Source organism: Streptomyces sp. UW30 (assembly GCF_008042075.1).
GTDB lineage: Bacteria > Actinomycetota > Actinomycetes > Streptomycetales > Streptomycetaceae > Streptomyces.
In genome coordinates, this window is the sequence record NZ_RDBN01000043.1 from 18,563 (window position 1) to 41,063 (window position 22,501).

Here is a 22,501-nt window from a genome sequence, read left to right on the forward strand (position 1 = left end):
AGGGCGTCCCGCATCGGGGGCTTGGATGCCGCGGAGTCCGCGSCATCCGCCTTGTCCGGCTTCTCGGACCGCGGGCCGCGGCCGGGCGCCGCGSTGCTGGAGCTCATGGACGGAACGTAGCACTCGCGGATGCCAGGATGGCACTCAGTGCTGCGCGAAGAGGGAACTGAGTGCTCCGCCCTCCGAGGCCGACCGGGCTCGCCCGCCCCCGGCATCCGCGAGTGCTACGTTCCGTCCATGAGCTCCAGCAGCGCGGCGCCCGGCCGCGGCCCGCGGTCCGAGAAGCCGGACAAGGCGGATGGCGCGGACTCCGCGGCATCCAAGCCCCCGATGCGGGACGCCCTGGTCGCGGCGGCCTTCCAGCTGTTCCTGGAGCGGGGCTACGAGCAGACGACCGTCGACGACATCGTGGCGCTGGCCGGCGTCGGACGCCGGTCGTTCTTCCGCTACTTCCCGTCCAAGGAGGACGTGGTCTTCCCGGACCACGAGCGCTGTCTGGCCGACATGACGGCCTTCCTCGCCGCGAGCGGCGCGGAACACGAGCCGGTGCGCCGGGTGTGCGACGCGGCCCGGCTGGTGCTGCGCATGTACGCGGAGAACCCGACCTTCTCGGTGCAGCGCTACCGGCTCACGAAGCAGGTGCCCGGGCTGCGCGCGTACGAGCTGTCGGTCGTCTGGCGCTACGAGCGGGCCCTGGCCGAGTATCTGCGCGAGCGCTTCGCGGGCCGGCGCGACGGCACGCTCCAGGCCGACGTGATCGCCGCCGCCGTGGTCGCTGCGCACAACAACGCGCTGCGCTCCTGGCTGCGCTCGGACGGCCAGGACGACTCGGGCGCCGCGGTGGACCACGCCCTCGGATATGTGCAGTCCGCCTTCGGTACGGCCCCTCCCCCGCCGCCCTTGCGTGCCGAGACGCCTCAGGACGTGGTGGTGGTCGTGTCCCGGCGCGGCGCCCCGCTGTGGCGGGTGGTCCAGGAGATCGAGGCCACGCTCGAACGCGACTGATCGGCACCCGGTCACACCTCGCCAGATTCGGGGAACGGAGTGCCTTTACGTGTGGCACTGAGTGCCATACGCTGGCGGCGTGCACGGTGGCACGGTGAACCGGGCACGTGCGTGCACGGGCGACCCGCGCACGTGGGATTCCGGCCGAGCGCAGGGAGTTGACCAGCGTGTACCACCACTCAGGAAGCGTTGCCAGTCAGACCGTCGGCTTCGCGGCGGGTGTACTCGACCGTGCGGCGCCCGACACGGAGACCATCGTCTTCCAGCGCTGTACCTGGTGCGGCACCTCCATGTACCACCGCCTGCTGTGCCCGGTCTGCCAGGGCAGCGAACTGCGCACGGAGCGCAGCGAGGGCGTGGGGACGGTCCGGCACTCCACGGTGGTCCATCGCAACACCCCCGCCGCCCGCAATGTGTCGCTCATCGAGATGGCCGAGGGGTTCGTCGTGCGCGGCCGGGTCATGGGCCCGGTCATCGGCATTCACAGCGGGGACCGGGTCCGGCTGTCCACGGCGAAGGACCCGGTCCGCGGCGAGCCGGTGTTCCAGCTGGTCGACGAGCCCTACCGGGCCTGGACCTGATCCCCCTGCCCGTCTGAGTCCGCCCGGAGTCCGGGCACCAACTCCCGTACGGCGACGGGCTGTCCCGTCTCGAAGCACTGGTTCGCGGCGAGCCCGACGGCCAGGGCCAGCGCGCCGTCGCGTTCGGTGGCCGTGGGATGCGCCACCGCGCCCGGCACCGTACGCACGTCTGCCGACCCCCCGGGATCGACGCGGCCGAACAAGGCGTCGAGCATCCGTGGGTCTCCCCCGCCGTGCGCCTCGTGGGCGGTCACGAGGGGGATGTCCACCGGGGCCCGCCACAGCGGACGCAGCATGAGCCGTGCCCCGGCCGCGCGCTCGGCGGCCGTGTCCCCGTGCAGCGCGCCGCTGTCGGAGCCGATCCGGGTCGTGGGCGGCTGCCAGCGGCTCTCCTCCACCTCCAGTTCCAGCCGGCCGGCGCTGCCGTTGAACATCACGCGGTAGCCCTCCCACGGGGAGTACGCGGTGAGGTGGTACGTCATCGTGGCGCCCCCGGCGTAGCGCACCAGGACGGCCATGTCGTCCTCGATGGTGACGGGCCCGCCGAAGACGTTGCGGTCGCGCACATACCCGTCGTCGCGCTCGGCGTCGAGGTAGAGCGCGCGCAGGGTCTCGTTGGCCGCCAGGTCCAGGGCGAAGGGGTCGTCGGCTGCCTGGTCGGCGCCGTGGGCGCGGTCGTAGTCCCGGCGCAGCCCGTGCCGTTCGCCCGCCGCAGGGCCGTAGAAGCCGAGTCGGCCGTAGCCGAAGACGTCACTCGGTTCGTCCGCCAGCCACCAGTTGACCAGGTCGAAGTGGTGACCTGACTTGTGCACCATCAGGCCGCCGCTGCGGGGCTTCTCCCGGTGCCAGCGGCGGAAGTAGTCGGCGCCGTGGCGTACGTCGAGCAGCCACTCGAAGTGGACGGAGAGGATCTCGCCGATCGCACCCCCGGCGAGCAGCTCGCGGACCTTCTCGTGCACGGGGTTGAAGCGGTAGTTGAAGGCGACGGTGAGGGAGTTGCCGGTTTCCCGGACGGTGTGGAGGATGCGGGCGCAGCGGTCCACGTCGACGGTCATCGGTTTCTCGGTGACCACGCGGCAGCCCGCCTTCAGGGCGGGGACGATGTAGCGGTCGTGCTCGGCGTCGACGGTGGTGACGACGACCTCGTCGATGTCCTCCTTGGCGAGCATGTCGGCGAAACGGCCGGGCTCCCACTGGGTGGCGGTGGATTCGCCCGCGTCGGCCAGCAGCCGGTTGTGGAAGGCCATGCGGGTGGGGCTGGGGTCGCACAGGGCGGCGACGAGATGGTGGGGACGTGCCGCCAGGGCCCGGGTGAAGGTCTGGGCGCGGTGACCGGTGCCGACAACGGCGGTGCGGCGCCCGGGAGTTGGGCTCATTGGGGTGGCCTTTCCCGTCGGGCGCCCGCCCAGTCCTGTCCGCGTGCCGATGGGCCGGTCGCCGGTCGCCTTTCTCTCTCTTCACAGGCAACGCACGACCAACTCCTTCCGTCCTCCCGGGGTGAGGGCCCGGGACCGTCCGTCCCGGAGCGAACGGAAGGAGGGGCACGTGAATCGTGCCCGGCGAATATGGGTCACCGCCGCGGCGGTGCTCGCGATCGTGGGGTCGTCGCCAGGATGGGCCCAGGCCCAACCGGCGACCGGGACAAGACCGCCCGCGGAGTCGGCCGACAGCGGCGAGGGGCTGCCGCCGGACTGGAGCGTCACCGGTGAGGGATCGGCGCGCAAACTGGTCTGGCGGTCGGACGAACGGGTGCCCATGGGGGACGCCCGGGTCGAGTTCTACGCCGGTGACCGGCTGCTCGGCCATCCGGCGCCGGCCAAGGACGGGCGGACGTTCCGCCTCGGCCTCGACGGGGTCCGGCTGGACTCCGTGCAGGACCTGCAAGTGCGGGCCGCGGGGCGCCGGTTGGACGCGCCCGACGCCGCCCCCGGCTCTTCCTCCGGCGCACGCTCGGGAGTGACCGTCCCGCAGCGGCCGCCGGCGAACGCCGTCGACCCCGGCAAGCCGGGCACGTACCGGACCGTCACGGGCGAGTACGACCTCGACCCGGTGCGGCTGCCCGGATTCGCCGAGCCGGTGGAGATGCGGGCCGTGGTCGTGACGCCCAAGGGCGCCGAGGGCCGCCGTCCGCTCGCCCTGTTCCTGCACGGGCGCCACTCCACCTGCTACACCCCGCAGGGCGACCTCACCGGCGACTGGCCCTGCGCCGCCGGCGCCAAGCCGGTGCCAAGCCACCGCGGCTATCTGCGCGACCAGCGCCTGCTGGCCTCCCAGGGCTATGTGACGGTGTCGATCTCCGCCAACGGCATCAACGGCCAGGACTGGCAGGCCGAGGACGGCGGAGCGCAGGCCCGCTCGTCGCTGGTGCGCCGGCATCTGGCCCGCTGGGCCGACTGGTCCGCCCACCCGGACACGGCCCCGGCGGCCGTACGGCAGGGGCCCCGGGCCGATCTGTCCCGGGTGCTGCTCGTGGGGCACTCGCGCGGCGGCGAGGGCGTCAACCGGGCGGCGATGGACAGCCTTTACGCGCCGCCGCCGGCGCAGGACGGCTCCCGCGGCCCGGTGCGCTGGCACATCCGCGGCACCGTGCTCATCGGCCCGACGATCTTCGGCCAGAACCCGGTCGCGGACGTGCCGTCGATGACGATCCTGCCGGGCTGTGACGGCGACGTCTCCGACCTCCAGGGCGAGGTGTACGTCGACGGCACCCGCCAGGTCAGCCGCGGTGCCGCCCTGCACAGCGCGGTGTACGTGGTGGGCGCCAACCACAACTTCTTCAACAGCGAGTGGACGCCGGGGCAGGCCGAGGCGCCCGCCGACGACGACTTCTGGACCGACGAGGAGCGGCGCGACCCGGTCTGCTCCCCCGGCACCAGGACCCGGCTGACCGCCGACCAGCAGCACAAGGCCGGCGCGACCTACATCGCGGCGGCGGCACGGCTGTTCGTCGCCAAGGACGACCGCGTGCGTCCGCTGCTCGACGGCTCGGCCCGCCGCGCTCCCTCCGCCGATCCCGCGACCGTCCTCACCCACGCGGTGGGCGCGCGCCGCGGCGCCGGTTTCCTGCCGGACGGCAAGGTCACCGTGAGCGGAGCCAAGCTGTGCTCGGCGGTGGACCCCTCCGCGGCCAAGGCCTGTCTGTCGGCGGAGACGGCGGGCGCCTCACCGCACTTCGCGCAGTGGGAGACCGACCGTGAACCCGGCCGCCGCGCGGTCGCGCTGCGCTGGTCCGCGGCCGGGTCCGCCGCGCGGATCAGCCCCGACCGGCCGCTGTCCCTCTCCGGTTCGAAGGCGCTGGCGCTGCGCGTCATCGTCCCGCCGAACACCAGCGGAACGCAGCTGGACGTCTCCGTCACCGACACCGCCGGACGGCACCGCACCCTCGGCCGCGTCAAGGTCGACGCTCTGCCGGGCTCGGACCGGACCGCCTCGTACTGGGCGCGCGAGGTACGCGTGCCGATCGGGGCGGACGACGCGGCCGCGCTGGACCTGCGGCACGTCAAGTCCCTGGAGCTGACCCCGCGCACCCGCTCGGGGCGGGCCTGGCTGATGGACGCCTGGGCCTGGCAGCCGGGCACGCCCGAGGTGCGGGAGGCCCCGCTGCCCCGCGTCGACATCGGCCGACTGACCGTCAAGGAAGGGGATTCGGGCGTACGGACCTACCGCGTGCCGGTCAACGTCTCCGGGCAGGGCAGCGGGCAGGTACGGGTGTTCGCCACGGACCCGGCCACGAACACCGTCACCGACCGGCTGGTGACGGTCCGGCCCGGCACGAACACCATCGACGTACCGGTGAAGGTCGAGGGCAACACGCGCTACGGCTATGACACCGGCCGGGACGTGTTCGTGAAGGCGGTCCGCACCGCTGTGGTCGGCGCCCACCTGGGCGGGGTGACCGCCCAGAACGACGACCCGATGCCGACGGTCTCCCTGACACCGGTCGCCGACCGTGTCACCGAGGGCAAGCCGCTGAAGTGGCGGGTGTCGCTGTCCGCGGTGGCCGACGCGAACGTGAGTGCCTCGTACGCCCTGCTGCCGGTCACCGGCGGCCGGGAACTGTCGACGAAGGACGTCGACCCCCGCTGGTACGAGGAGATGAGCGGCGCGTCCCCGGATCCGGAACGCCCGTTGTCCAAGGACGGCATATATCTGTGGGTGGACTTCGAGCCCGGGCGGACGACCGCGGAGATCCGGGTGCCGACGGTCAAGGACCAGGTGGCCGAGCCGGCCGAGTCGGTGCGCTTCCAGGCGATCGACGACTCCGGTGAGCCGCAGCCCGGGGCCCCGGTGATCACGGGCACGGTGCTCGACGCCTCGTGACCCCTCGCACTGACGCCCGTGACCTCGGTCAGGGCGTCAGTGTGATCCGTACGCCGACTGTGCCGTTCGCTCCGCGGCGCAGTCGGCTGCCGAAGAGCGTGAGGCGGCCGGTGATCCCGTACTTGCGGGCGATGAGCCCGCGGTAGCGGGCGCTGGTCGCCTCGTCGCAGATCTCGGCGGTCGCCGGGACCTGGTCCCCCGTCGGATTGCCGCGCAGGTCACAAGGACCGACGAGGACGTCGCCGCGGGCCCGGATGCGCTTGACCTTCCAGGAGTCGGCGACCGTCCACACGCCCAGCGCGTCCCCGTCCCGGACCACCCAGACCGGGGTGGGGACGCCCGTGCCGTTCTTGCGGTAACTGGTGACGAGCAGGTACTTGCCTGCGCCGAGCTGGTCCAGCGACGTGTCGTCCATGGCGGGAAGTGTAGGCCGCGGGGTGGGACACGGAACCTCACCCCCCGGCCGTCTCAGTCGAGCGCCGCCGCCATCCGCCGGACGCCCTCCGCGATCAGCTCGGGCGACGTCGCCAGGTTCAGCCGTACGTGCCCCGCGCCGCCCGTCCCGAAGGGGATCCCGGAGTTGAGGGCGACCCGGCCGCGGTGCAGGAAGATCTCCGCCGCGTCGTCGCCGAGGCCGAGTGCGCGGCAGTCGAGCCAGGCGAGGTAGGTGGCCTCGGCGGGGCGGTGGGTGATGGCCGGGAGGTGCTCGGAGAGGAGGTCGGCGAGCAGACGCCGGTTGTCGTCGAGGCCGGCCAGCAGGGCGTCGAGCCAGTCGGTGCCGTCGCGCAGGGCGGCGCTGTGGGCGATGATGCCGAGGTGGCTCGGCCCGTGGCTGACCTCTTCGGGCATCCGGTCCAGCTCGGCTGCGGACTCGGGGCCGGCGATGGCGAGGGCCGCCTTGAGACCGGCCAGGTTCCAGGCCTTCGACGCCGACATCAGCGACAGTCCGTTTCCGCCGCCCGTGACGCTGAGATAGGGAACGAACGCGACCCCGCCGGCGGTGAGCGGTGCGTGTATCTCGTCGACGACCACGCGTATGCCGTGGCGCTCGGCGAGGGCGGCGACGGCGGCCAGTTCGTCGGCGGTGTGCACGGTGCCGGTCGGGTTGTGGGGGCTGCACAGCAGGAAGGCGGCGCGGCGATTGCCCTGCGTGGCCCGCCGGAAGGTCTCCTCCAGCGTGTCGAGGTCGATGCGCAAGTCGGCGCCGAGCGGGGCCTCGATCACCTGCCGGTCCATGTGGCCGACGAACTGGTAGAACGGCGGATAGACGGGTGAGTTCACCACGACCGCATCTCCCGGTCCGGTGACCAGTTTGAGCATCTCGACCACGCCCAGCATCACATCGGGCACGATCGCCGTCCGCTCCACGGCCAGTCCGTCCCAGCCCCACCGCTTCTGAGCGAAACCGGCGAGCGCCTCGGCGTAGCCGGTGCCCGCGGGGTAGCCGGTGTCGCCGAGCGCGAGGGCCTCGGTGAGGGCGCGGACGACGGGTTCGGCCGGCATGACGTCCATCTCGGCCACCCACAGCGGCAGGACGTCGTCGGGGTAGGCGCGCCATTTCATGCTCGTACGACGTCGGAGACGGTCGAGGGAGAGGGCGTGCAGGGGATTCGGTTCACCGGACGTTTCGTGCGGGATCCTCGTCATGGGGCTCAAGATAGGCGGGCCGTACGGCGGCCGGAACGGGCGGGGACGCGCGAGAAAGATCACCTGTGCGGTGAACGCGGGCGGGCCGGGGTGCGTATGGAGTGAGGGTGCTCAACTCCGGGAGGGCCCCGCGGCGTTGCTGCCGCGCTGTACTTGGTTCGGGAGCCATGCATGAGGCACGCACGACGACGTCTCGTCCGGCGGGTGACACGGCTGGCGGCCGTCGGCGGAATCCTCCTCGGGGGAACGATGGTCACACGCGCCGTGGCGAGCGAACCCGGCGACCCCTCCGCCGTCCCGCGCACCTACGCCGCCTCGGCCGCCGACACCGGCAGCGACCTGGCCTCCCGTCTGGGCACGTCCCGTACGGCGGGCAGCTGGATCAGCGCCGCCGGGAAGCCGGTCGTCGCCGTCACCGACGAGGAGGCGGCCGCCGAGGTCCGCAAGGCGGGCGCCGAGGCGAAGATGGTCGACCACAGCATGGACGACCTGAAGTCGGCGGCGTCGAGCTTGCGTTCCGCGCCCCGGGTGGCCGGTACGGCGTGGGTGATGGACTACCGGTCGAACGAGGTCGTCGTGAAGGGCGACAGCACCGTCTCGGCCGCCGACTGGTCCCGGATGACGCAGCTCGCGGACGGCATGGGCGGCTTCGTCCGCATGGAGCGCACCGAGGGCACGTTCACGACGCGGCTGAACGGCGCGCTGCCGCTGCTGTCGACGGCCGGGCGCTGTTCTGCCGGGTTCAACGTCACCGACGGGCAGCGCGACTTCATTCTCACGGCCGGGCACTGCGGGCCCAAGGGTTCGGTGTGGTTCGCCGACAACCGGGGCACCCAGCAGATCGGGCAGACCGTCCAGCAGAGCTTCCCCGGCGGTGACTTCTCGCTGGTGCAGTACGCGAGCGGGGACGCGGGCGCCGGGTCCGAGGTGGTGTCCATCGGTGCCGGCAAGGGGGTGCGGATCACCGGCGCGGCCGATCCCGCGGTCGGGCAGCGGGTGTTCCGCAGCGGCAGCACGAGCGGGCTGCGCGACGGTGAGGTGACGGCGCTCAACGCCACCGTCAACTACCCCGAGGGGACGGTCACCGGGCTCATCGAGACGAACGTGTGCGCCGAACCCGGGGACAGTGGTGGCCCGATGTTCTCCGAGGGGATCGCGCTGGGTGTGACGTCGGGCGGCAGCGGTGACTGTGCCTCGGGGGGCACGACGTTCTTCCAGCCGGTGACCAAGGCGCTGGCCGCGCTGAACATGAAGCTGATCGTGGCGGCGCCGAACGGCTCGGGTCAGCAGGGCGCCGCGCCGGCGCCGTCGGCGACGCAGAGTGCCATCGCACCCGGTGAGGCCTCTCCCGGTTCGGCGGCCCCGATAGCCGGCGAGGCGGTCGAGACGCTGCTGTCCCGGCTCGCGGACCCGAAGAACGTGGGCCCCGGTCTGCTGGTCATCGCGGGCAGCCTGGTCGCCCTGGTGGCGACCCGCTTCATCCGCGCGGAACAGGACCGCAAGGCATACCGGCGGTACTACTCGGCGACCTGGGGGTGACGGGTCCCGTCCCGTTCCCGGGCCGACGGGGGGTCGGCCCGGGTCGAGGTCGGTGTGAGAGAGGCACCCCTTGGGTCAGGGGCGCCTCGGGAGGGTCTTCCGACGAGGGGCGAGGCGGGCCGAGGAGAGAGTCCTGGGCCTTCGCCGAGGCGAGCGGTCAGGCCGCCTTCGCCGTCTGCGGGGCCGCTGCGGCCCACTCCAGGACGAGGCGCTGGTATTCCTCGCGCTGCTCGACGCTCAGTGTCCCGCCCGACCGGCGCCACAGCGCCCGGATCTCCTCGTTGACCTCGTCAGCCGATCGATCGGAGGCGATTTCAACAGTGGTGGACATGCTGTGAAGCATACGGCCCGTGGCGTGAAGGCGCTGTGAGTAAGCACACTCAATGCGGACATATCGGACCGTGTTGCTGATCACGTCCATCTCTCAACAACTGCCGCCGAGTTCAGGCGTCCATCGCCCCCAGAACGAGCACCTGGATGGCGAGAACGGCGGCGCCACGGGCCCAGTCGTGAAAGTCGGACACCTTGGTCTCGATGTCGATCGGCGCGGCGAGCGGGTGCCGGTGAGCGCGCATGGTGTCCGCCACAGTCGCACCGGCGACATCCATCAGCCCCACCCCCTCGCCGGCGAGAAGGATCTTCTGCGGCAGCACGAAATTGGCGATCTGCGCGACCAGGACGCCCAGTGCGGCAGCCGCCTCCTCGATGACGCGGGCGGGCATCGGCTCCCCGGCCGCGGCGAACTCCAGGATCTCCTCGTAGCTCCGGTCACGGCCGGTGGCGGCCCGCACCTGGTAGCGGATGTTGGGGATGGTCAGGAGGGAGACGGCACTGCCCCGAGCCCCCTCGGGGGTCAGCGGGCCGTTGGGATTGAGGATCCAGTGCCGGCCGAAGCCGCGGTCCTCCTCGGCGTAGGGAACCCGCTTGCCGCCCAGGACCAGCCCGTAGCCGATGCCGGCGCCGATGGTGAGGACGACGAACCGGTCGAGGCCGCGTCCGGCACCGAACCAGGTCTCGGCCTCGACGAGCGCGGCGACGTCGTTCTCCACGACCACCGGCAGCCCCGTGCGCTCCTCGACCAGCTCGGCGAGCGGCACGTCACGCCACTGCAGGAACGGGGACTCCCCGACCACGGCTCGGTCCTCGACGAGGCCGCCGACTCCGATGCCGATGCCGGCGAGACGGGGGTGGCTCGCGGCGAGCTCGGCGGTCATCTCCCCCAGCAGTGCCACGACTCCGGCCGGTTCATGGGTGGTCAGCGGGCGGTCGTAGCGGGCGACGATCTCGCTCCTGAGGGTGGTCACGACGCCGTAGACCATGTCTTCGGTGATCTTGTAGCCGACGAAGGACCGTGATTCGGCCACGACGTCCAGCGGCTGGGACGGGCGCCCCTGGCGTACCTCCACCGGGCCGCCCGCCTCGGGGACCTCGATGAGGAGGCCCGACTCGATCAGCGGTTTGGTGAGCCGGGTGAGGCTGCCCGCGGACAGGTCGAGGCGCCGGGCGAGTTCGGTGCGTGACAAGGGGCCGGCGAGGAGCACCTCGATCGCCACCGAGCGTTCACCGGGGCTGAGAGGAAGCCAGCTGGCGGCACTTGCGGTCATGGTCGTCAGGCTCCCACATGATTTTTTTCTCCTCAAAACCAACCAGGCCAGTCTAGGGCCGTCCGTGCGGCTCGAAGAAGATGTCGGCACGCCTCTTGACGGCTGGATTCTTCCGCCACAAAAGTAAGTGACCGAGGACGAGCCGCAGACGAGGGAGTCTCCCGATGACCATCGCCTCCAGCAGCCCTCCGTCGCGTCTGCCGCTGGGCGGCGCCGAGGGGGCAGGGACGAAGCAACGGACACGGCGGGCGCAGACCCGCGAGAACCAGGGGGACGGGCGGCTCGCCGCGGTGTTCATCGCGCCGGCGTTGCTGGGCTTCGCCGCCTTCCTGCTCTGGCCCACGCTGCGGGGCATCTATCTCAGCTTCACCCGCTTCAACCTGCTGACCCCGGCGCAGTGGGTGGGCCTGGACAACTACGTCCGGATGGTCCACGACCCGATCTTCTGGGACTCGATGGTGGTGACCGTCGAGTACGTGGCCATCAACATCGGCGTGCAGACCGTCTCGGCGCTCGCCATCGCCGTCCTGCTGCAACGGCTGACGCAGTCGGCGGTGCTGCGCGGGATCGTGCTCACGCCGTATCTGATGTCCAACGTCGTCGCCGGCATCGTCTGGCTCTGGATCCTCGACACCCAGCTCGGCATCGGCAACGAGATCATCGCCGGGCTCGGCGCCGAGCGCATCCCGTTCCTCGCGGACGAGACCTGGGCGATACCGACGATCGCCCTGATCAACGTGTGGCGGCACGTCGGCTACACCGCGCTGCTGCTGTTCGCGGGCCTCATGGCGATCCCGAACGACATGTACGAGGCCGCGAAGGTGGACGGCGCGAGCGAGTGGCGGATGTTCTGGCGGATCACGATGCCGCTGCTCAGGCCCGTCCTTGCGGTCGTGCTGATCATGACGGTGATCGGTTCGTTCCAGGTGTTCGACACGGTCGCGGTGACTACCGCGGGCGGACCGGCGAACGCCACGAACGTCCTGCAGTACTACATCTACGGCGCCGCGTTCGGCCGCTTCCAGTTCGGCTACGCCTCGGCGATGTCCGTCGCGCTGCTCGTCGTCCTGAGCGCGATCACCGTCCTGCAGTACCGGCTCACCCGGGCCGGCCAGAGCGACCTCGGCTGAGGAAGGGAGCGACCGACATGGCTGCCGTGACAGCTACACCGACGAAGGTGGCGAACGTACGGCGCACGCAGCGCCCCAGGCTCTCCCCCGGCCGGATCGTGGCCTGGACGGTGATGGCCGCCATCGTGCTCATCACCCTGCTGCCGTTCTACTGGATCCTGCGCACCGCGCTGTCCTCGAACACGGCGCTCGCCGCCCACCCCGGCGACGTGCTGCCGGTCGATGCGACGACCGGGGGCTTCGAGCGGGCTCTCGGCCTGCAGTCGACCGAGGAGGCGATCGCCCAGGGCGGCTCGGGCGGCGGGCTCAAGTTCTGGCGCTACCTGATCAACTCGGTGGTCGTCTCGACACTGATCACCGTCTGCCAGATCTTCTTCTCCGCCATGGCCGCGTACGCCTTCGCCCGGCTGCGCTGGCGCGGGCGGGACAAGGTGTTCGGGCTGTTCCTCGCCGGACTGATGGTGCCGGCGATCTTCACCCTGCTGCCGAACTTCGTGCTGATCAAGCAACTCGGCCTGGTGGACTCCCTGTTGGGCGTGGCGCTGCCGACGATGTTCATGACGCCGTTCGCGGTGWTCTTCCTCCGGCAGTTCTTCATGAACGTGCCGCGGGAGGTGGAGGAGGCCGCCCTGCTGGACGGGGCCGGCAAGATCCGGATCTTCTTCCGGGTCATGCTGCCGATGGCCTCCACGCCGATCCTCACGCTGGGGCTGCTGACGTACATCACCGCCTGGAACGACTACTTCTGGCCGTTGATGGTGTCCTACACCGACAGTTCGCGTGTGCTCACCGTGGCCCTCGCCATCTTCCGGGCACAGACCCCGCAGAGCGGCTACGACTGGTCCGGCCTGATGGCGGCCACGCTCATCGCCGCCCTTCCGATGCTCGTGCTGTTCGGCTTCTTCGCACGCCGCATCGTGAGCTCCATCAGCTTCACCGGGATCAAGTAAGGGGACAGGGATGCGAGTTCGAAGCAGGACGATCCTGGCGCTGACGGGAGCGCTGGCGCTGTCCCTGGCCACCGGCTGCGCACAGGGCGGTGCGGCCGGGTCGGGCGGGAACACGGTGACGTACTGGCTGTGGGACGCCAACCAGCTGCCCGCCTACCAGGCCTGTGCGAAAGGGTTCGAGAAGCAGAACCCGGGCCTGAAGGCGAAGATCACCCAGTTGGGCTGGGCCGACTACTGGACCAAGCTCACCGCGAGCTTCATCGCGGGCACCGAGCCGGATGTCTTCACCGACCACATCCAGAAGTTCGGGCAGTTCGCCGACCTCAACGTGCTCGAACCGCTCGACGACCTCGGCATCGACGKCTCCGCCTACCAGGCGGGGCTGGCCGCCAACTGGAAGGGCCAGGACGGCCATCGCTACGGCGCGCCCAAGGACTGGGACACCGTCGCCCTCTTCTACAACCAGAAGATGGTCAAGGACGCCGGGCTGACGGCGGAGGAGCTCGACACCCTCTCCTGGAACCCGAAGGACGGCGGCACCTTCGAGAAGGCCATCGCGCATCTGACCGTGGACAACAACGGCAAGCGCGGTGACGAGGAGGGCTTCGACAAGGACAACGTCAAGGTGTACGGGATGGCGACGGGCGGCGCGGGCGACGCCGACGGCCAGACCACCTGGAGCCCGTTGGCCGCCTCGGCGGGCTGGCACTACACGGACAAGGCGCGCTGGGGCACCGAGTACCAGTACGACAGCGAGACCTTCCATACGGTCATCGACTGGTACTTCGGCCTGGCGAAGAAGGGCTACCTGGCGCCCTTCACCGACTACACCGACGGCGCCAACCCGGCCAACGCACAGGTCGCCTCCGGCAAGGCGGCCACCTCCTTCGACGGCGCCTGGATGATCTCCACGTACTACGGCACCAAGGGCCTCGAAGTGGGCACCGCCCCGACGCCGGTCGGCCCGACCGGAAAGCGGGCCACCATGATGAACGGCCTCGCCGACTCCGTCACCAAGAACGCCCGCAACAAGGAGGGCGCGAAGAAATGGGTGCGGTACCTGGCCTCCGACGAGTGCCAGAAGACCGTCGGCGGCTACGGCATCGTCTTCCCCGCCACCCCTGACGGCACGGAGGCGGCGGTGGCCGCGTACGAGAAGAAGGGCATCGACGTGTCCGCGTTCACCGAACCGGTCACCGACAAGAAGACCTCCACGACCTTCTCCTTCCCGATCACCGACTACGCGGCGGACGTCTACTCCCTGATCCGCCCCGCCATGCAGGACGTCTACGCCAACGACGCCCCGGTGAGCGGTCTGACCAGGACCAACGACCAGATCAACCTCATCCTCGGCCAGTGAAAGGCACACACTTCATGACGTTCTCCCTCGGCATCGTCGGCGCCGGCCAGTTCTCCGGCCAGTTCGCCACGCTGTTCCAGGCCCACCCCGGTGTCAGCGACGTGTACGTCACCGATCTGCTGCCCGAGCGGGCCGGGCAACTCGCCGACGCACAGGGACTGGCCGGTACGTTCCCGACGTACGAGGCCATGCTGGAGTCGAAGGCCGTCGACGCGGTCGCCATCTTCACCCAGCGCTGGACCCACGGCCCGCTGGTGCTCCAGGGCCTGAACGCCGGCAAGCACGTCTACTCCGCGGTCCCCATGGCGATCACCACGGAGGAGATCGCGGCGATCATCGACGCGGTCAAGGCGACCGGCCTGACGTACATGATGGGCGAGACCAGCCAGTACAACCCGGCGACCGTGCACGCCCGCAACCAGATCGCCGAGGGGGCCTTCGGGCGGCTCTTCTACGCCGAGGGCGACTACGTCCACGACATGGACCTGGGGTTCTACGAGGCGTACCAGTACAGCGGCGGCGAGAACTGGAAGTCGACCGCCTCCTATCCGCCGCTGCTGTACCCGACGCACGCCGTGGGCGGGGTGCTGGGCGCCTGGCAGACGCACGCCGTCAGCGTCTCGGCGATCGGCGTCGTGGACGACCGGGGCGACGGCGTCTTCGACAAGGGTGTCAGCCAGTTCGACAACGACGTGTCGAACGCGACCGCGCTGTTCGAGGTCGCGGGCGGTGGCTCGTTCCGTACGAACGAGTTCCGTCGGGTCGGCTACCCCTCGCACATCAGGGAGTCACGGTTCCGGTTCTTCGGTACCGAGGCGAGCATGGAGCAGCTCGCCACCGTGGCCCTGTGGCAGGACAAGAAGGGCGTCAAGGACATCAGCGAGTTGCTGGAGCCCAAGCCGACCATGTCCCCCGACGACCCGTCGCTCCAGCACATCGCGCCGGAGCTGCGGGCGGCCTTCACCTCGGGGTCGGCGCCGGTGCACGACCGCGCCCGGCTGCCGCGGGCGTTCGACAACCTGCACAACGGGCACGAGGGCAGCCACCACTTCCTGGTGGACGACTTCGTGACCGCCGTCAACACCCGCAGCCTGCCGTCCGTGAACGCGTGGGTCGCCGCCCGCTACACCCTGCCGGGCATCGTCGCGCACGAATCCGCGCGGCAGGGCGGGGCCAGGCTGGAGATCCCGGACTTCGGGGACGCGCCCGAGGCGTGACGTTTCCCCGGCATCGACCCGCGAGCCGGGTGCCTGTCCTGACTCAGGTGCCCGGCTTGCGGCCGTACACGAAGACGTCGTCGCCGTTCTTCAGCAGCGACCAGTACTTCTTGGCGTCGGTCTTCGTCATGTTGACGCAGCCGTGCGAGCCGGGCGGGTTCCACATGCTGACGCCGACCGAGTGGAAGGCCTGGCCGCCGTCGAAGAACTGGGAGTAGGGCATGGGCACGTTGTAGATGGTCGACACGTGGTCGATATTGCGCCAGTAGATCTTCTTGAGGCCGGTGCGGGTCTCGTAGCCGTTACGGCCGGTGCGGACCGGGACCGGGCCGTACACGAGCCTGCTGCCGTCCTGGATCCAGCTCAGCTGGAGCGTGAGGTTCACGCAGGCGATGCGGCCCTTGTTGACGGGGCACTTGCCGTCCCTGTTGGGGTTGTTCCCGACGGCCTTCTGCTTGTTCATCAGGTCCATCACGCCCCAGGTGACGGGACCCGCGTAGCCGGCGTTCGGGGTGATGCCGTGCTTGGTCTGGAAGGCCTGGGTGGCCCTGCAGTCGGCGCTGGACTGCCTGCCGTCGACCGGGCGGCCGAGGAACTTCTCGACCTGCTTCTGATACGGGCCGGCCTGGGTCGTGCAGCTCGGCGCGGCCTGTGCCGGGCTGGCGGCGAGCGTGAGTGTGAGCGGTGCGACCAGTCCGCCGGTGATGCCGAGTGCGACGGCGCGCCGTCTGCGTATGTCCCCCATGGCCGGGCCCTTCCCTTAAGCGTTCGTGTGGACTTCTGCCAGGTAGACCGGTGTGCGGGCGGTTCGGTTGTGCTCCCGGCCGGGCTGTGACCGAACAGTGAAATTTCGCCAACCCGCAGGGCCTGGCTCAGGCCTCGGCCCGGCGCTGGACGGCCGCCAGGAATCCGCTGTTGACCGCGGTCAGGCCGCCGTCGACGGTGAGCGTGGTGCCGGTGATCCAGGCCGCGTCGCGGGACGCCAGGAAGGCGACCGCGGCGGCGATGTCCTCGGGCTCGCCGACCCGGCCCAGGGGATACAGCGGGCGGATCGCGTCGAGTTCCGCGTCCCGCCCCTCCCACGCCGAGGTGCGCACCGTGCCCGGCGTCACCAGGTTGACGCGGACGCCGCGCGCGGCGGCGTGGCCGGCGAGGGTACGGGTGAGGGAGCCGAGGCCGGCCTTGGCGGCGCTGTAGGCGTGGTTGCCGAAGTCCTGGAGGGCGTTGACGGAGCCGATGTTCACGATGGCGCCGCGACCGGTGGCGGCCAGGTGCGGGAGGGCGGCGCGGCAGCAGCGGTAGGTGCCGGTCAGGGTGACGTCGAGGTCGAGGGCCCACGCGTCGTCCGGGCCGTCCTCGAAGAGATCGGTGTCGGGTGTGCAGGAGGCCGCACTGTTGACCAGGACGTCGAGCGAGCCGAAGGCCTCGACGGCGCGGGCGACGGCGGCCTCGACGGACGCGCGGTCGGCGACGTCGCACGCCAGCGCCTCGGCCGCGAGCCCACGTCCGCGCAGCGCCGCCGCCGTCCTCGGGCCCGTCCCGGTCGGTCAGCAGGACGCTCGCGCCCTCCTCGGCGAACCGACGTGCGGCAGCGGCACCGATGCCGCGGGCGGCGCCGGTGATCAGGACTCCGTGACCTGCGAAGCGCGTCGTGTCCGTCATGGAGCGAACCGTAGTGCCGGGACGATCATCCGGACAGATAGCGTGCGTCCATGTCGGTGTTCATTCAGCAACTCCCCGCGCTCTTAGGCGTCGTGGTCGGCGCTCTCGGTTCGTATGTCGTGGTCGTGCGGGGCGATCAGGCGAGGTTTCGGCGGGAGCAGGCGGCGCGGTGGGAGGAGCGGCGCCTCGCGGTGTACGCCGACTACGCGCAGTCGGTGAAGAAGACGGTCACCGTGACCTACCGGGTCGCCGCCGCGCTCGGCATCGACCCGCACCCGGATCCCCTGCCCCTCGACGAGGCCAAGCCGCTGCTGGCCGACGCCACCACCCGCAGGGATCCCTCGGGTGAGGCGCTGATCATGCTGGGCAGCCCCACCGTGGTGGACAGGGCACGGACATGGGTCATGACGGCGTTGGAGATGGAGCGGTTCGTTCGCGAGGGCAGTCAGGATCGGCAAGCGTGGAAGGCGCTGCTGGAGCAGCAGCGCACAGGGCGCGAGGGCTACTACAGGGCGGTGCGGGAGGACCTAGGCCTCCCGCCGGGCCACTCGGCGCGCTGGGCGGTCAGGGCGGCCGACCCGGTCCCGCCTCAGCGATAGCCCGCCGTGTCCGCCGCCTTCCCCGGGTCCTGCACCTCGACCATGTACCGCCAGGCGTCGGGGCGGCTGCCGTCGAGGTCGGTGAAGCCGTAGACCTGGGCGAGCTGCCCGCTGGAGAGGGACTCGCCGTTCCAACGGGACACGTCGGGGTCGGCGGCGAGGGCGGCGACGGCCCGGCCGACGTAGCGCGGTGTCTCGGAGATCGCGAAGTGCGGGACGCGTGCGAGAGCGTCGCGCCAGTTGTCCTCGCGCACCTCGAAGGCGTCCAGCATCATCTCCGAGCGCAGCCAGCCAGGGGTCAGCGCTACGGCGGTGGCGCCGCGTGATCCGAGCTCGTGGCCGAGGGAGAAGGCCATGCGCAGCACGGACGTCTTGGCGAGGTCGTAGAAGAAGGAGACGCGGTAGTTGACGCTGTTGTAGTCCGCCGTGCCGTCGGTCATCTCGACGACCAGTCCGCCCGGGGTCCGCAGGAGCAAGGGCAGGGCGTGGTGGTTGGTGATGGCGTGTGTCTCGACCGCGAGGCGGAGCAGCCTGAGGCCGTTGTCGAGGTCGTGCTCCCAGACGGGGCTGTCCCAGGCGAAGAGCTTCTCGCCGCCCCAGACGTCGTTGACGAGGATGTCGAGGCGGCCCTGTTCGTCGGCGATCCGGTCCACGAGGGTGCGGACCTGCGCGGGGTCGAGGTGGTCGGTGGGTACGGCGATGCCCTGGCCGCCCGCCTCGGTGACCAGGTCGGCGGTGTCCTCGATCGTCTCCGGGCGGTCGTACTCCGAGCGCCGGGCGCGCGTGCTGCGTCCGGTGACGTAGACGGTGGCTCCGGCCGCCCCGAGCTCCACGGCGATGCCGCGTCCGGCGCCTCGTGTCGCCCCGGCGACCAGTGCGACCTTGTCCTTGAGCGGCTGTGACATGTCCGGCCTCCCGTGCCCTCATGTGTGGTGTCGCCATCGAGGGTGCCGGGTAAGCCGGACATCTTCTGTCGTCTTTTACGGGGAGGGCGCGGCCTTTTGCGCGAGGGTCACCCGGCCGGGCGCAGGCGCGCGTCCAAATCGCCTTCCGGTCCGGCCGGTTCCGACCTCAGTGACCGCGGTCGATCCACTCCTGGAGGTGTGGCGCCTCCGCGCCGATGGTGGTCGCGTCACCGTGGCCGGTGAGGACCTTGGTCTCGGGCGGGAGGGTGAGCAGCCGGTCGCGGATGGAGCCGACGATCGTCGGGAAGTGGGAGTAGGAGCGGCCGGTGGCGCCGGGGCCGCCCTGGAAGAGGGTGTCGCCGGTGAAGACGACGCCTAGGCCCGGGTCGTGCAGGCACACCGCGCCCGGCGCGTGCCCCGGGGTGTGCAGGACGGTCAGGTCGGCGCCCGCCGCCTCGATGACCTGGCCGTCCAGGAGATGGGCGTCGGGGGCGCGGTCCGGGTGGGTCAGCTTCCACAGCGGCAGGTCGTCGGGGTGCAGCCAGATCGTGGCGCCGGTGCGGTCGGCCAGGGCGGGCGCGGCGTCGATGTGGTCGTTGTGGGCGTGGGTGCACACGATCGCCGTCAGATGCCGGTCGCCGACGGCCTCGGCGATGGCGTCGGCGTCGTGGGCGGCGTCGATGACGATGACCTCGTGGTCGTCGCCGACGATCCACACGTTGTTGTCGACGTCCCAGGTGCCGCCGTCGAGGCTGAACTGCCCGGAGGTGACGAGGCGTTCGATGCGGGCGGCCATCAGAACACCACCACCGAGCGCAGGACGTCGCCCTGGTGCATTCGCTCGAACGCCTTCTCCACCTCGTCCAGCGCGATCGTCTCGGTGACGAAAGCGCCCAGGTCCAGGCGGCCTTGCAGATGCAGGTCGATCAGCATCGGGAAGTCCCGGGAGGGCAGGCAGTCGCCGTACCAGGAGGACTTCAGCGCCCCGCCGCGGCCGAAGACGTCCAGGAGCGGCAGCTCCAGCTTCATCTCGGGGGTCGGTACGCCGACCAGGACGACGGTGCCGGCGAGGTCACGGGCGTAGAAGGCCTGCTTGTACGTCTCCGGGCGGCCGACCGCCTCGATGACGACGTCGGCGCCGAAACCGCCGGTCAGCTCGCGGATCGCCTCGACCGGATCGGTCTCGCGGGAGTTGATCGTGTGGGTGGCGCCCATCGAGCGGGCCTTGGCCAGCTTGCGGTCGTCGATGTCCACGGCGATGATCTTCGCGGCGCCGGCCAGGTTCGAGCCCGCGACGGCCGCGTCGCCGACTCCGCCGCAGCCGATGACCGCCACGCTGTCGCCGCGGCCCACGTTGCCCGTGTTGATCGCCGCGCCGATGCCGGCCATCACCCCGCAGCCCAGCAGCCCGGCGACGGCCGGGGACACAGCCGGGTCGACCTTGGTGCATTGCCCTGCCGCCACCAGCGTCTTCTCCGCGAAGGCGCCGATGCCGAGGGCCGGGGAGAGCTCCTGGCCGGTGGCCGCGAGGGTCATCTTCTGGCCTGCGTTGTGGGTGGCGAAGCAGTACCAGGGCCGGCCGCGCAGACAGGCCCGGCAGTTCCCGCACACGGCACGCCAGTTGAGGATCACGAAGTCGCCGGGTTCGACGTCCGTGACACCGTCGCCGACGGACTCCACCACTCCGGCCGCCTCATGACCGAGCAGGAACGGGAAGTCGTCGCTGATGCCGCCCTGCTTGTAGTGCAGGTCGGTGTGGCAGACGCCGCAGGCCTGGACCCGTACGACGGCTTCTCCCGGCCCCGGATCCGGCACGACGATCGTCTCCACGCGCACGGCCTCGTCCTTGCCCGGTGCGATCACGCCCCGCACTTCCTGCGCCATGGTGCTCAGCCCTTCCCTCGGCGGATCTTCGTCCAGTTCCGACCCTAGACGCGACTGATCGGTAAAGGCACGGAGTGGGGGCCTTCACATCCGCTTCCGGCCACTCCCCTCGAATACCCCCGGGGGTACTTTGCTACGGTGGTCCATATACCCCCGGGGGTAATTCTGATCACCGGGGCGGGCACGGGCTTCACCAGGACAGGAGAGGAGTGCTGCCGTGTACTTCGTCGACACCATCGACGTACCGGGACTGGGCAACCGCGGCTATCTGGCGGGCGGTGCGCACAGCGCCGTGGTGGTCGATCCGCCGCGGGACATCGACCGGGTGATCACGGCCGCCGCGCGGCGGGGTGTGCGCATCACCCATGTGGTGGAGACCCACATCCACAACGACTACGTGACCGGCGGCCTGGAGCTGGCCCGGCTCACCGGCGCCGCCTATCTCGTGCCGGCCGCGGCGCGGGTCGCCTACGACCGGGTCCCGGTCGCCGACGGGGACCGTACGCGGATCGAGGACGACCTGGTGCTGCGCGCCCTGGCCACTCCCGGGCACACCCCGCACCACACGTCGTACGTGCTGGAGGAGGCGGGACGCGCGGTGGCCGTCTTCACGGGCGGCTCCCTGCTGATCGGCACCGTGGGCCGGCCCGACCTGGTCGAGCCCGGGCTCACCGGGGGGCTGGCGCGGGCGCAGTACGACTCGGCGCACCGGCTTGCGGACGAGCTGCCGGACGAGACGCGGGTGCTGCCCACACACGGCTTCGGCAGCTTCTGTTCGGCCGGTCACGCGGACGGTGGGGCGGCGACGACCATCGGGCATGAGCGGCAGGTCAACGACGCCCTCGTCAAGGACGTCGACACCTTCGTCGCGGAGCTGCTCGCCGGGCTGGACGACGTGCCCGCGTACTACGCGCACATGGGGCCCGCGAACGCGCGGGGCCCGGCTCCGGTGGACCTGACACCGCCCCGCCGGGCCGACGCCGAAGAGATCGCGGCGCGGCTGGCCGCCGGGGAGTGGGTGGTGGACCTGCGCCATCGCGTGGCGTTCGCCGAGGGCCATGTCGCCGGGGCGGTCAACTTCGAGGCGGACGGGCAGCCGGCCACCTACCTGGCCTGGCTGCTGCCCTGGGGCAAGCCGGTGACCCTGCTGGCCGAGACGCCCGCCCAACTCGCCGACGCCCAGCGGGAACTGGTCCGCGTCGGCATCGACCGGCCGGCCGCGGCGGCCACCGGTTCCCCGGCGGACTGGGTACGACCGGGCGAGCGCCCGCGCTCCTTCCCCCGGGCCACCTTCACCGACCTCGCCGCGCAGCACGGCGTGGTCACCCTGGACGTACGGCGCGACTCCGAGCGCCACGCCGGACATATCAAGGGGTCGGTGCACATCCCGCTGCACGAACTGCGCGGCCGGCTCTCCGAGATACCCGACGGCACCGTGTGGGTGCACTGCGCCGGAGGCATGCGCGCCGCCATCGCCGCCTCGCTTCTCGACGCGGCGGGACGCGATGTCGTCGCCGTCGACGACTCCTTCGACTCGGCCCGCACGGCCGGGCTGCCCATGGCCCGCGTCACGCCGGCCGAGGCGCAGGAGCGGGCAGGCGCGGGCGCGGTCCTCGTGGACGTCCGCGAGGCACAGGAGTGGGCCGAGGGCCACGCCCCCGGCGCCGTCCTCGCACCCCTGTCCGCCCTGTCCGCCGGCGAGCCCCTCCCCGAGTCCGCGCGGTCCCGCCCGGTCATCACCATCTGCCGCTCCGGCAAGCGGTCCCGCGAGGCGGCGGCCATTCTCTCGGCACGCGGCGCCGACGTCGTGGACGTGGTCGGGGGGATGCGGGCCTGGGTGGAGGCGGGGTTTGCGGTGGTGACCGAGTCGGGGCTCCCCGCAGTGACGGKGRCGGGGGCGTCCGGTGAGGAGTGACGTCCCGATCGAAGGCTCACTTCGCATCCCGCCCGGCTCCGGCCGCCGCTCCCGGAACCCGAGCGGTGGGCCGTACCGCCACCCCGTAGGCGGACCCGACGGTCGTGTCCGGCCGCCGAGCGCCCACCACGCGCCKCGGCGCGCCCTCCAGGGTCACGCGGACGCACCCCCGCCACCCCCGCC

At 71.3% G+C, this 22,501-nt stretch carries 19 protein-coding genes and 1 pseudogene; 10 read left to right on the plus strand and 10 right to left on the minus strand.

Annotated elements, in window-relative coordinates:
- Positions 1-237 precede the first annotated feature (237 nt).
- Entirely contained in the window at positions 238-1,005 is a 768-nt protein-coding gene (locus EAO75_RS30425; protein ID WP_147998361.1) for a TetR family transcriptional regulator, read from the plus strand.
- 167 nt (positions 1,006-1,172) lie between these two features.
- The gene (locus EAO75_RS30430; RefSeq protein ID WP_147998362.1) at positions 1,173-1,586 is read left to right on the plus strand and encodes a Zn-ribbon domain-containing OB-fold protein; all 414 of its coding nucleotides are present in this window, start codon (positions 1,173-1,175) and stop codon (positions 1,584-1,586) included.
- Here the strand turns inward: EAO75_RS30430 and EAO75_RS30435 are convergent.
- Positions 1,568-2,962: a Gfo/Idh/MocA family protein gene (locus EAO75_RS30435; RefSeq protein ID WP_147998363.1), complete on the minus strand. Its 1,395-nt coding sequence runs from the start codon at positions 2,960-2,962 to the stop codon at positions 1,568-1,570. The genes EAO75_RS30430 and EAO75_RS30435 overlap by 19 nt on opposite strands.
- A gap of 169 nt (positions 2,963-3,131) precedes the next feature.
- On the opposite strand from EAO75_RS30435, the gene EAO75_RS30440 reads away from it, so the two are divergent.
- Positions 3,132-5,906: a hypothetical protein gene (locus tag EAO75_RS30440; RefSeq protein WP_147998364.1), complete on the plus strand. Its 2,775-nt coding sequence runs from the start codon at positions 3,132-3,134 to the stop codon at positions 5,904-5,906.
- A 28-nt stretch (positions 5,907-5,934) separates the two neighbouring features.
- Here the strand turns inward: EAO75_RS30440 and EAO75_RS30445 are convergent, their stop codons facing one another.
- Together EAO75_RS30445 and EAO75_RS30450 are read right to left on the minus strand one after the other, a co-directional pair.
- Entirely contained in the window at positions 5,935-6,321 is a 387-nt protein-coding gene (locus EAO75_RS30445; protein WP_147998365.1) for a PPOX class F420-dependent oxidoreductase, read from the minus strand.
- Positions 6,322-6,374: 53 nt separating this feature from the next.
- Positions 6,375-7,553, minus strand: coding sequence for a MalY/PatB family protein (locus EAO75_RS30450; protein WP_147998366.1), 1,179 nt, complete (start codon positions 7,551-7,553; stop codon positions 6,375-6,377).
- Between the two features lie 171 nt (positions 7,554-7,724).
- Between EAO75_RS30450 and EAO75_RS30455 the strand changes: the two genes are divergently transcribed.
- Positions 7,725-9,092 (plus strand): S1 family peptidase, encoded by a 1,368-nt coding sequence (locus tag EAO75_RS30455; protein WP_147998367.1) that lies wholly within the window; start codon positions 7,725-7,727, stop codon positions 9,090-9,092.
- Between the two features lie 157 nt (positions 9,093-9,249).
- On the opposite strand, the gene EAO75_RS30460 is transcribed toward EAO75_RS30455, so the two are convergent.
- Both EAO75_RS30460 and EAO75_RS30465 read right to left on the minus strand, forming a co-directional pair.
- Positions 9,250-9,435 (minus strand): hypothetical protein, encoded by a 186-nt coding sequence (locus tag EAO75_RS30460; RefSeq protein ID WP_147998368.1) that lies wholly within the window; start codon positions 9,433-9,435, stop codon positions 9,250-9,252.
- A gap of 100 nt (positions 9,436-9,535) precedes the next feature.
- Positions 9,536-10,696 carry an ROK family transcriptional regulator gene (locus EAO75_RS30465; RefSeq protein WP_147998369.1) on the minus strand — a complete coding sequence of 387 codons (1,161 nt, stop codon included), beginning with the start codon at positions 10,694-10,696 and terminating at the stop codon, positions 9,536-9,538.
- Positions 10,697-10,860: 164 nt separating this feature from the next.
- Between EAO75_RS30465 and EAO75_RS30470 the strand changes: the two genes are divergently transcribed.
- The 4 genes from EAO75_RS30470 to EAO75_RS30485 are packed head-to-tail and all read left to right on the plus strand — an operon-like array spanning position 10,861 to position 15,353.
- Positions 10,861-11,826, plus strand: coding sequence for a carbohydrate ABC transporter permease (locus tag EAO75_RS30470; protein WP_147998370.1), 966 nt, complete (start codon positions 10,861-10,863; stop codon positions 11,824-11,826).
- Between the two features lie 17 nt (positions 11,827-11,843).
- Positions 11,844-12,776, plus strand: coding sequence for a carbohydrate ABC transporter permease (locus EAO75_RS30475; RefSeq protein WP_147998371.1), 933 nt, complete (start codon positions 11,844-11,846; stop codon positions 12,774-12,776).
- Between the two features lie 10 nt (positions 12,777-12,786).
- Positions 12,787-14,136 carry an ABC transporter substrate-binding protein gene (locus EAO75_RS30480; protein WP_187284643.1) on the plus strand — a complete coding sequence of 450 codons (1,350 nt, stop codon included), beginning with the start codon at positions 12,787-12,789 and terminating at the stop codon, positions 14,134-14,136.
- Between the two features lie 14 nt (positions 14,137-14,150).
- Positions 14,151-15,353: a Gfo/Idh/MocA family protein gene (locus EAO75_RS30485; protein WP_147998675.1), complete on the plus strand. Its 1,203-nt coding sequence runs from the start codon at positions 14,151-14,153 to the stop codon at positions 15,351-15,353.
- Between the two features lie 43 nt (positions 15,354-15,396).
- On the opposite strand, the gene EAO75_RS30490 is transcribed toward EAO75_RS30485, so the two are convergent.
- Positions 15,397-16,098, minus strand: a complete 702-nt coding sequence (locus EAO75_RS30490) for a L,D-transpeptidase (RefSeq protein WP_147998372.1) — start codon at positions 16,096-16,098, stop codon at positions 15,397-15,399.
- A 127-nt stretch (positions 16,099-16,225) separates the two neighbouring features.
- A pseudogene (locus EAO75_RS30495) lies at positions 16,226-17,015 on the minus strand (SDR family NAD(P)-dependent oxidoreductase).
- 50 nt (positions 17,016-17,065) lie between these two features.
- Here EAO75_RS30495 and EAO75_RS30500 point away from each other — a divergent pair.
- Entirely contained in the window at positions 17,066-17,614 is a 549-nt protein-coding gene (locus EAO75_RS30500) for a hypothetical protein (protein ID WP_147998373.1), read from the plus strand.
- On the opposite strand, the gene EAO75_RS30505 is transcribed toward EAO75_RS30500, so the two are convergent.
- From EAO75_RS30505 to EAO75_RS30515, 3 genes are all read right to left on the minus strand, one after another.
- Positions 17,605-18,519: an SDR family oxidoreductase gene (locus EAO75_RS30505; RefSeq protein WP_147998374.1), complete on the minus strand. Its 915-nt coding sequence runs from the start codon at positions 18,517-18,519 to the stop codon at positions 17,605-17,607. The genes EAO75_RS30500 and EAO75_RS30505 overlap by 10 nt on opposite strands.
- A 166-nt stretch (positions 18,520-18,685) precedes the next feature.
- Positions 18,686-19,315 carry an MBL fold metallo-hydrolase gene (locus tag EAO75_RS30510; RefSeq protein ID WP_147998375.1) on the minus strand — a complete coding sequence of 210 codons (630 nt, stop codon included), beginning with the start codon at positions 19,313-19,315 and terminating at the stop codon, positions 18,686-18,688.
- Complete coding sequence (locus tag EAO75_RS30515; protein WP_147998376.1) at positions 19,315-20,403, minus strand: S-(hydroxymethyl)mycothiol dehydrogenase; 1,089 nt, start codon at positions 20,401-20,403, stop codon at positions 19,315-19,317. Before EAO75_RS30515 ends, EAO75_RS30510 begins: the two co-directional genes overlap by 1 nt.
- A 217-nt stretch (positions 20,404-20,620) precedes the next feature.
- Here EAO75_RS30515 and EAO75_RS30520 point away from each other — a divergent pair, with 217 nt between their 5' ends.
- Positions 20,621-22,318 (plus strand): MBL fold metallo-hydrolase, encoded by a 1,698-nt coding sequence (locus EAO75_RS30520; RefSeq protein ID WP_147998377.1) that lies wholly within the window; start codon positions 20,621-20,623, stop codon positions 22,316-22,318.
- Positions 22,319-22,501: the final 183 nt, after the last annotated feature.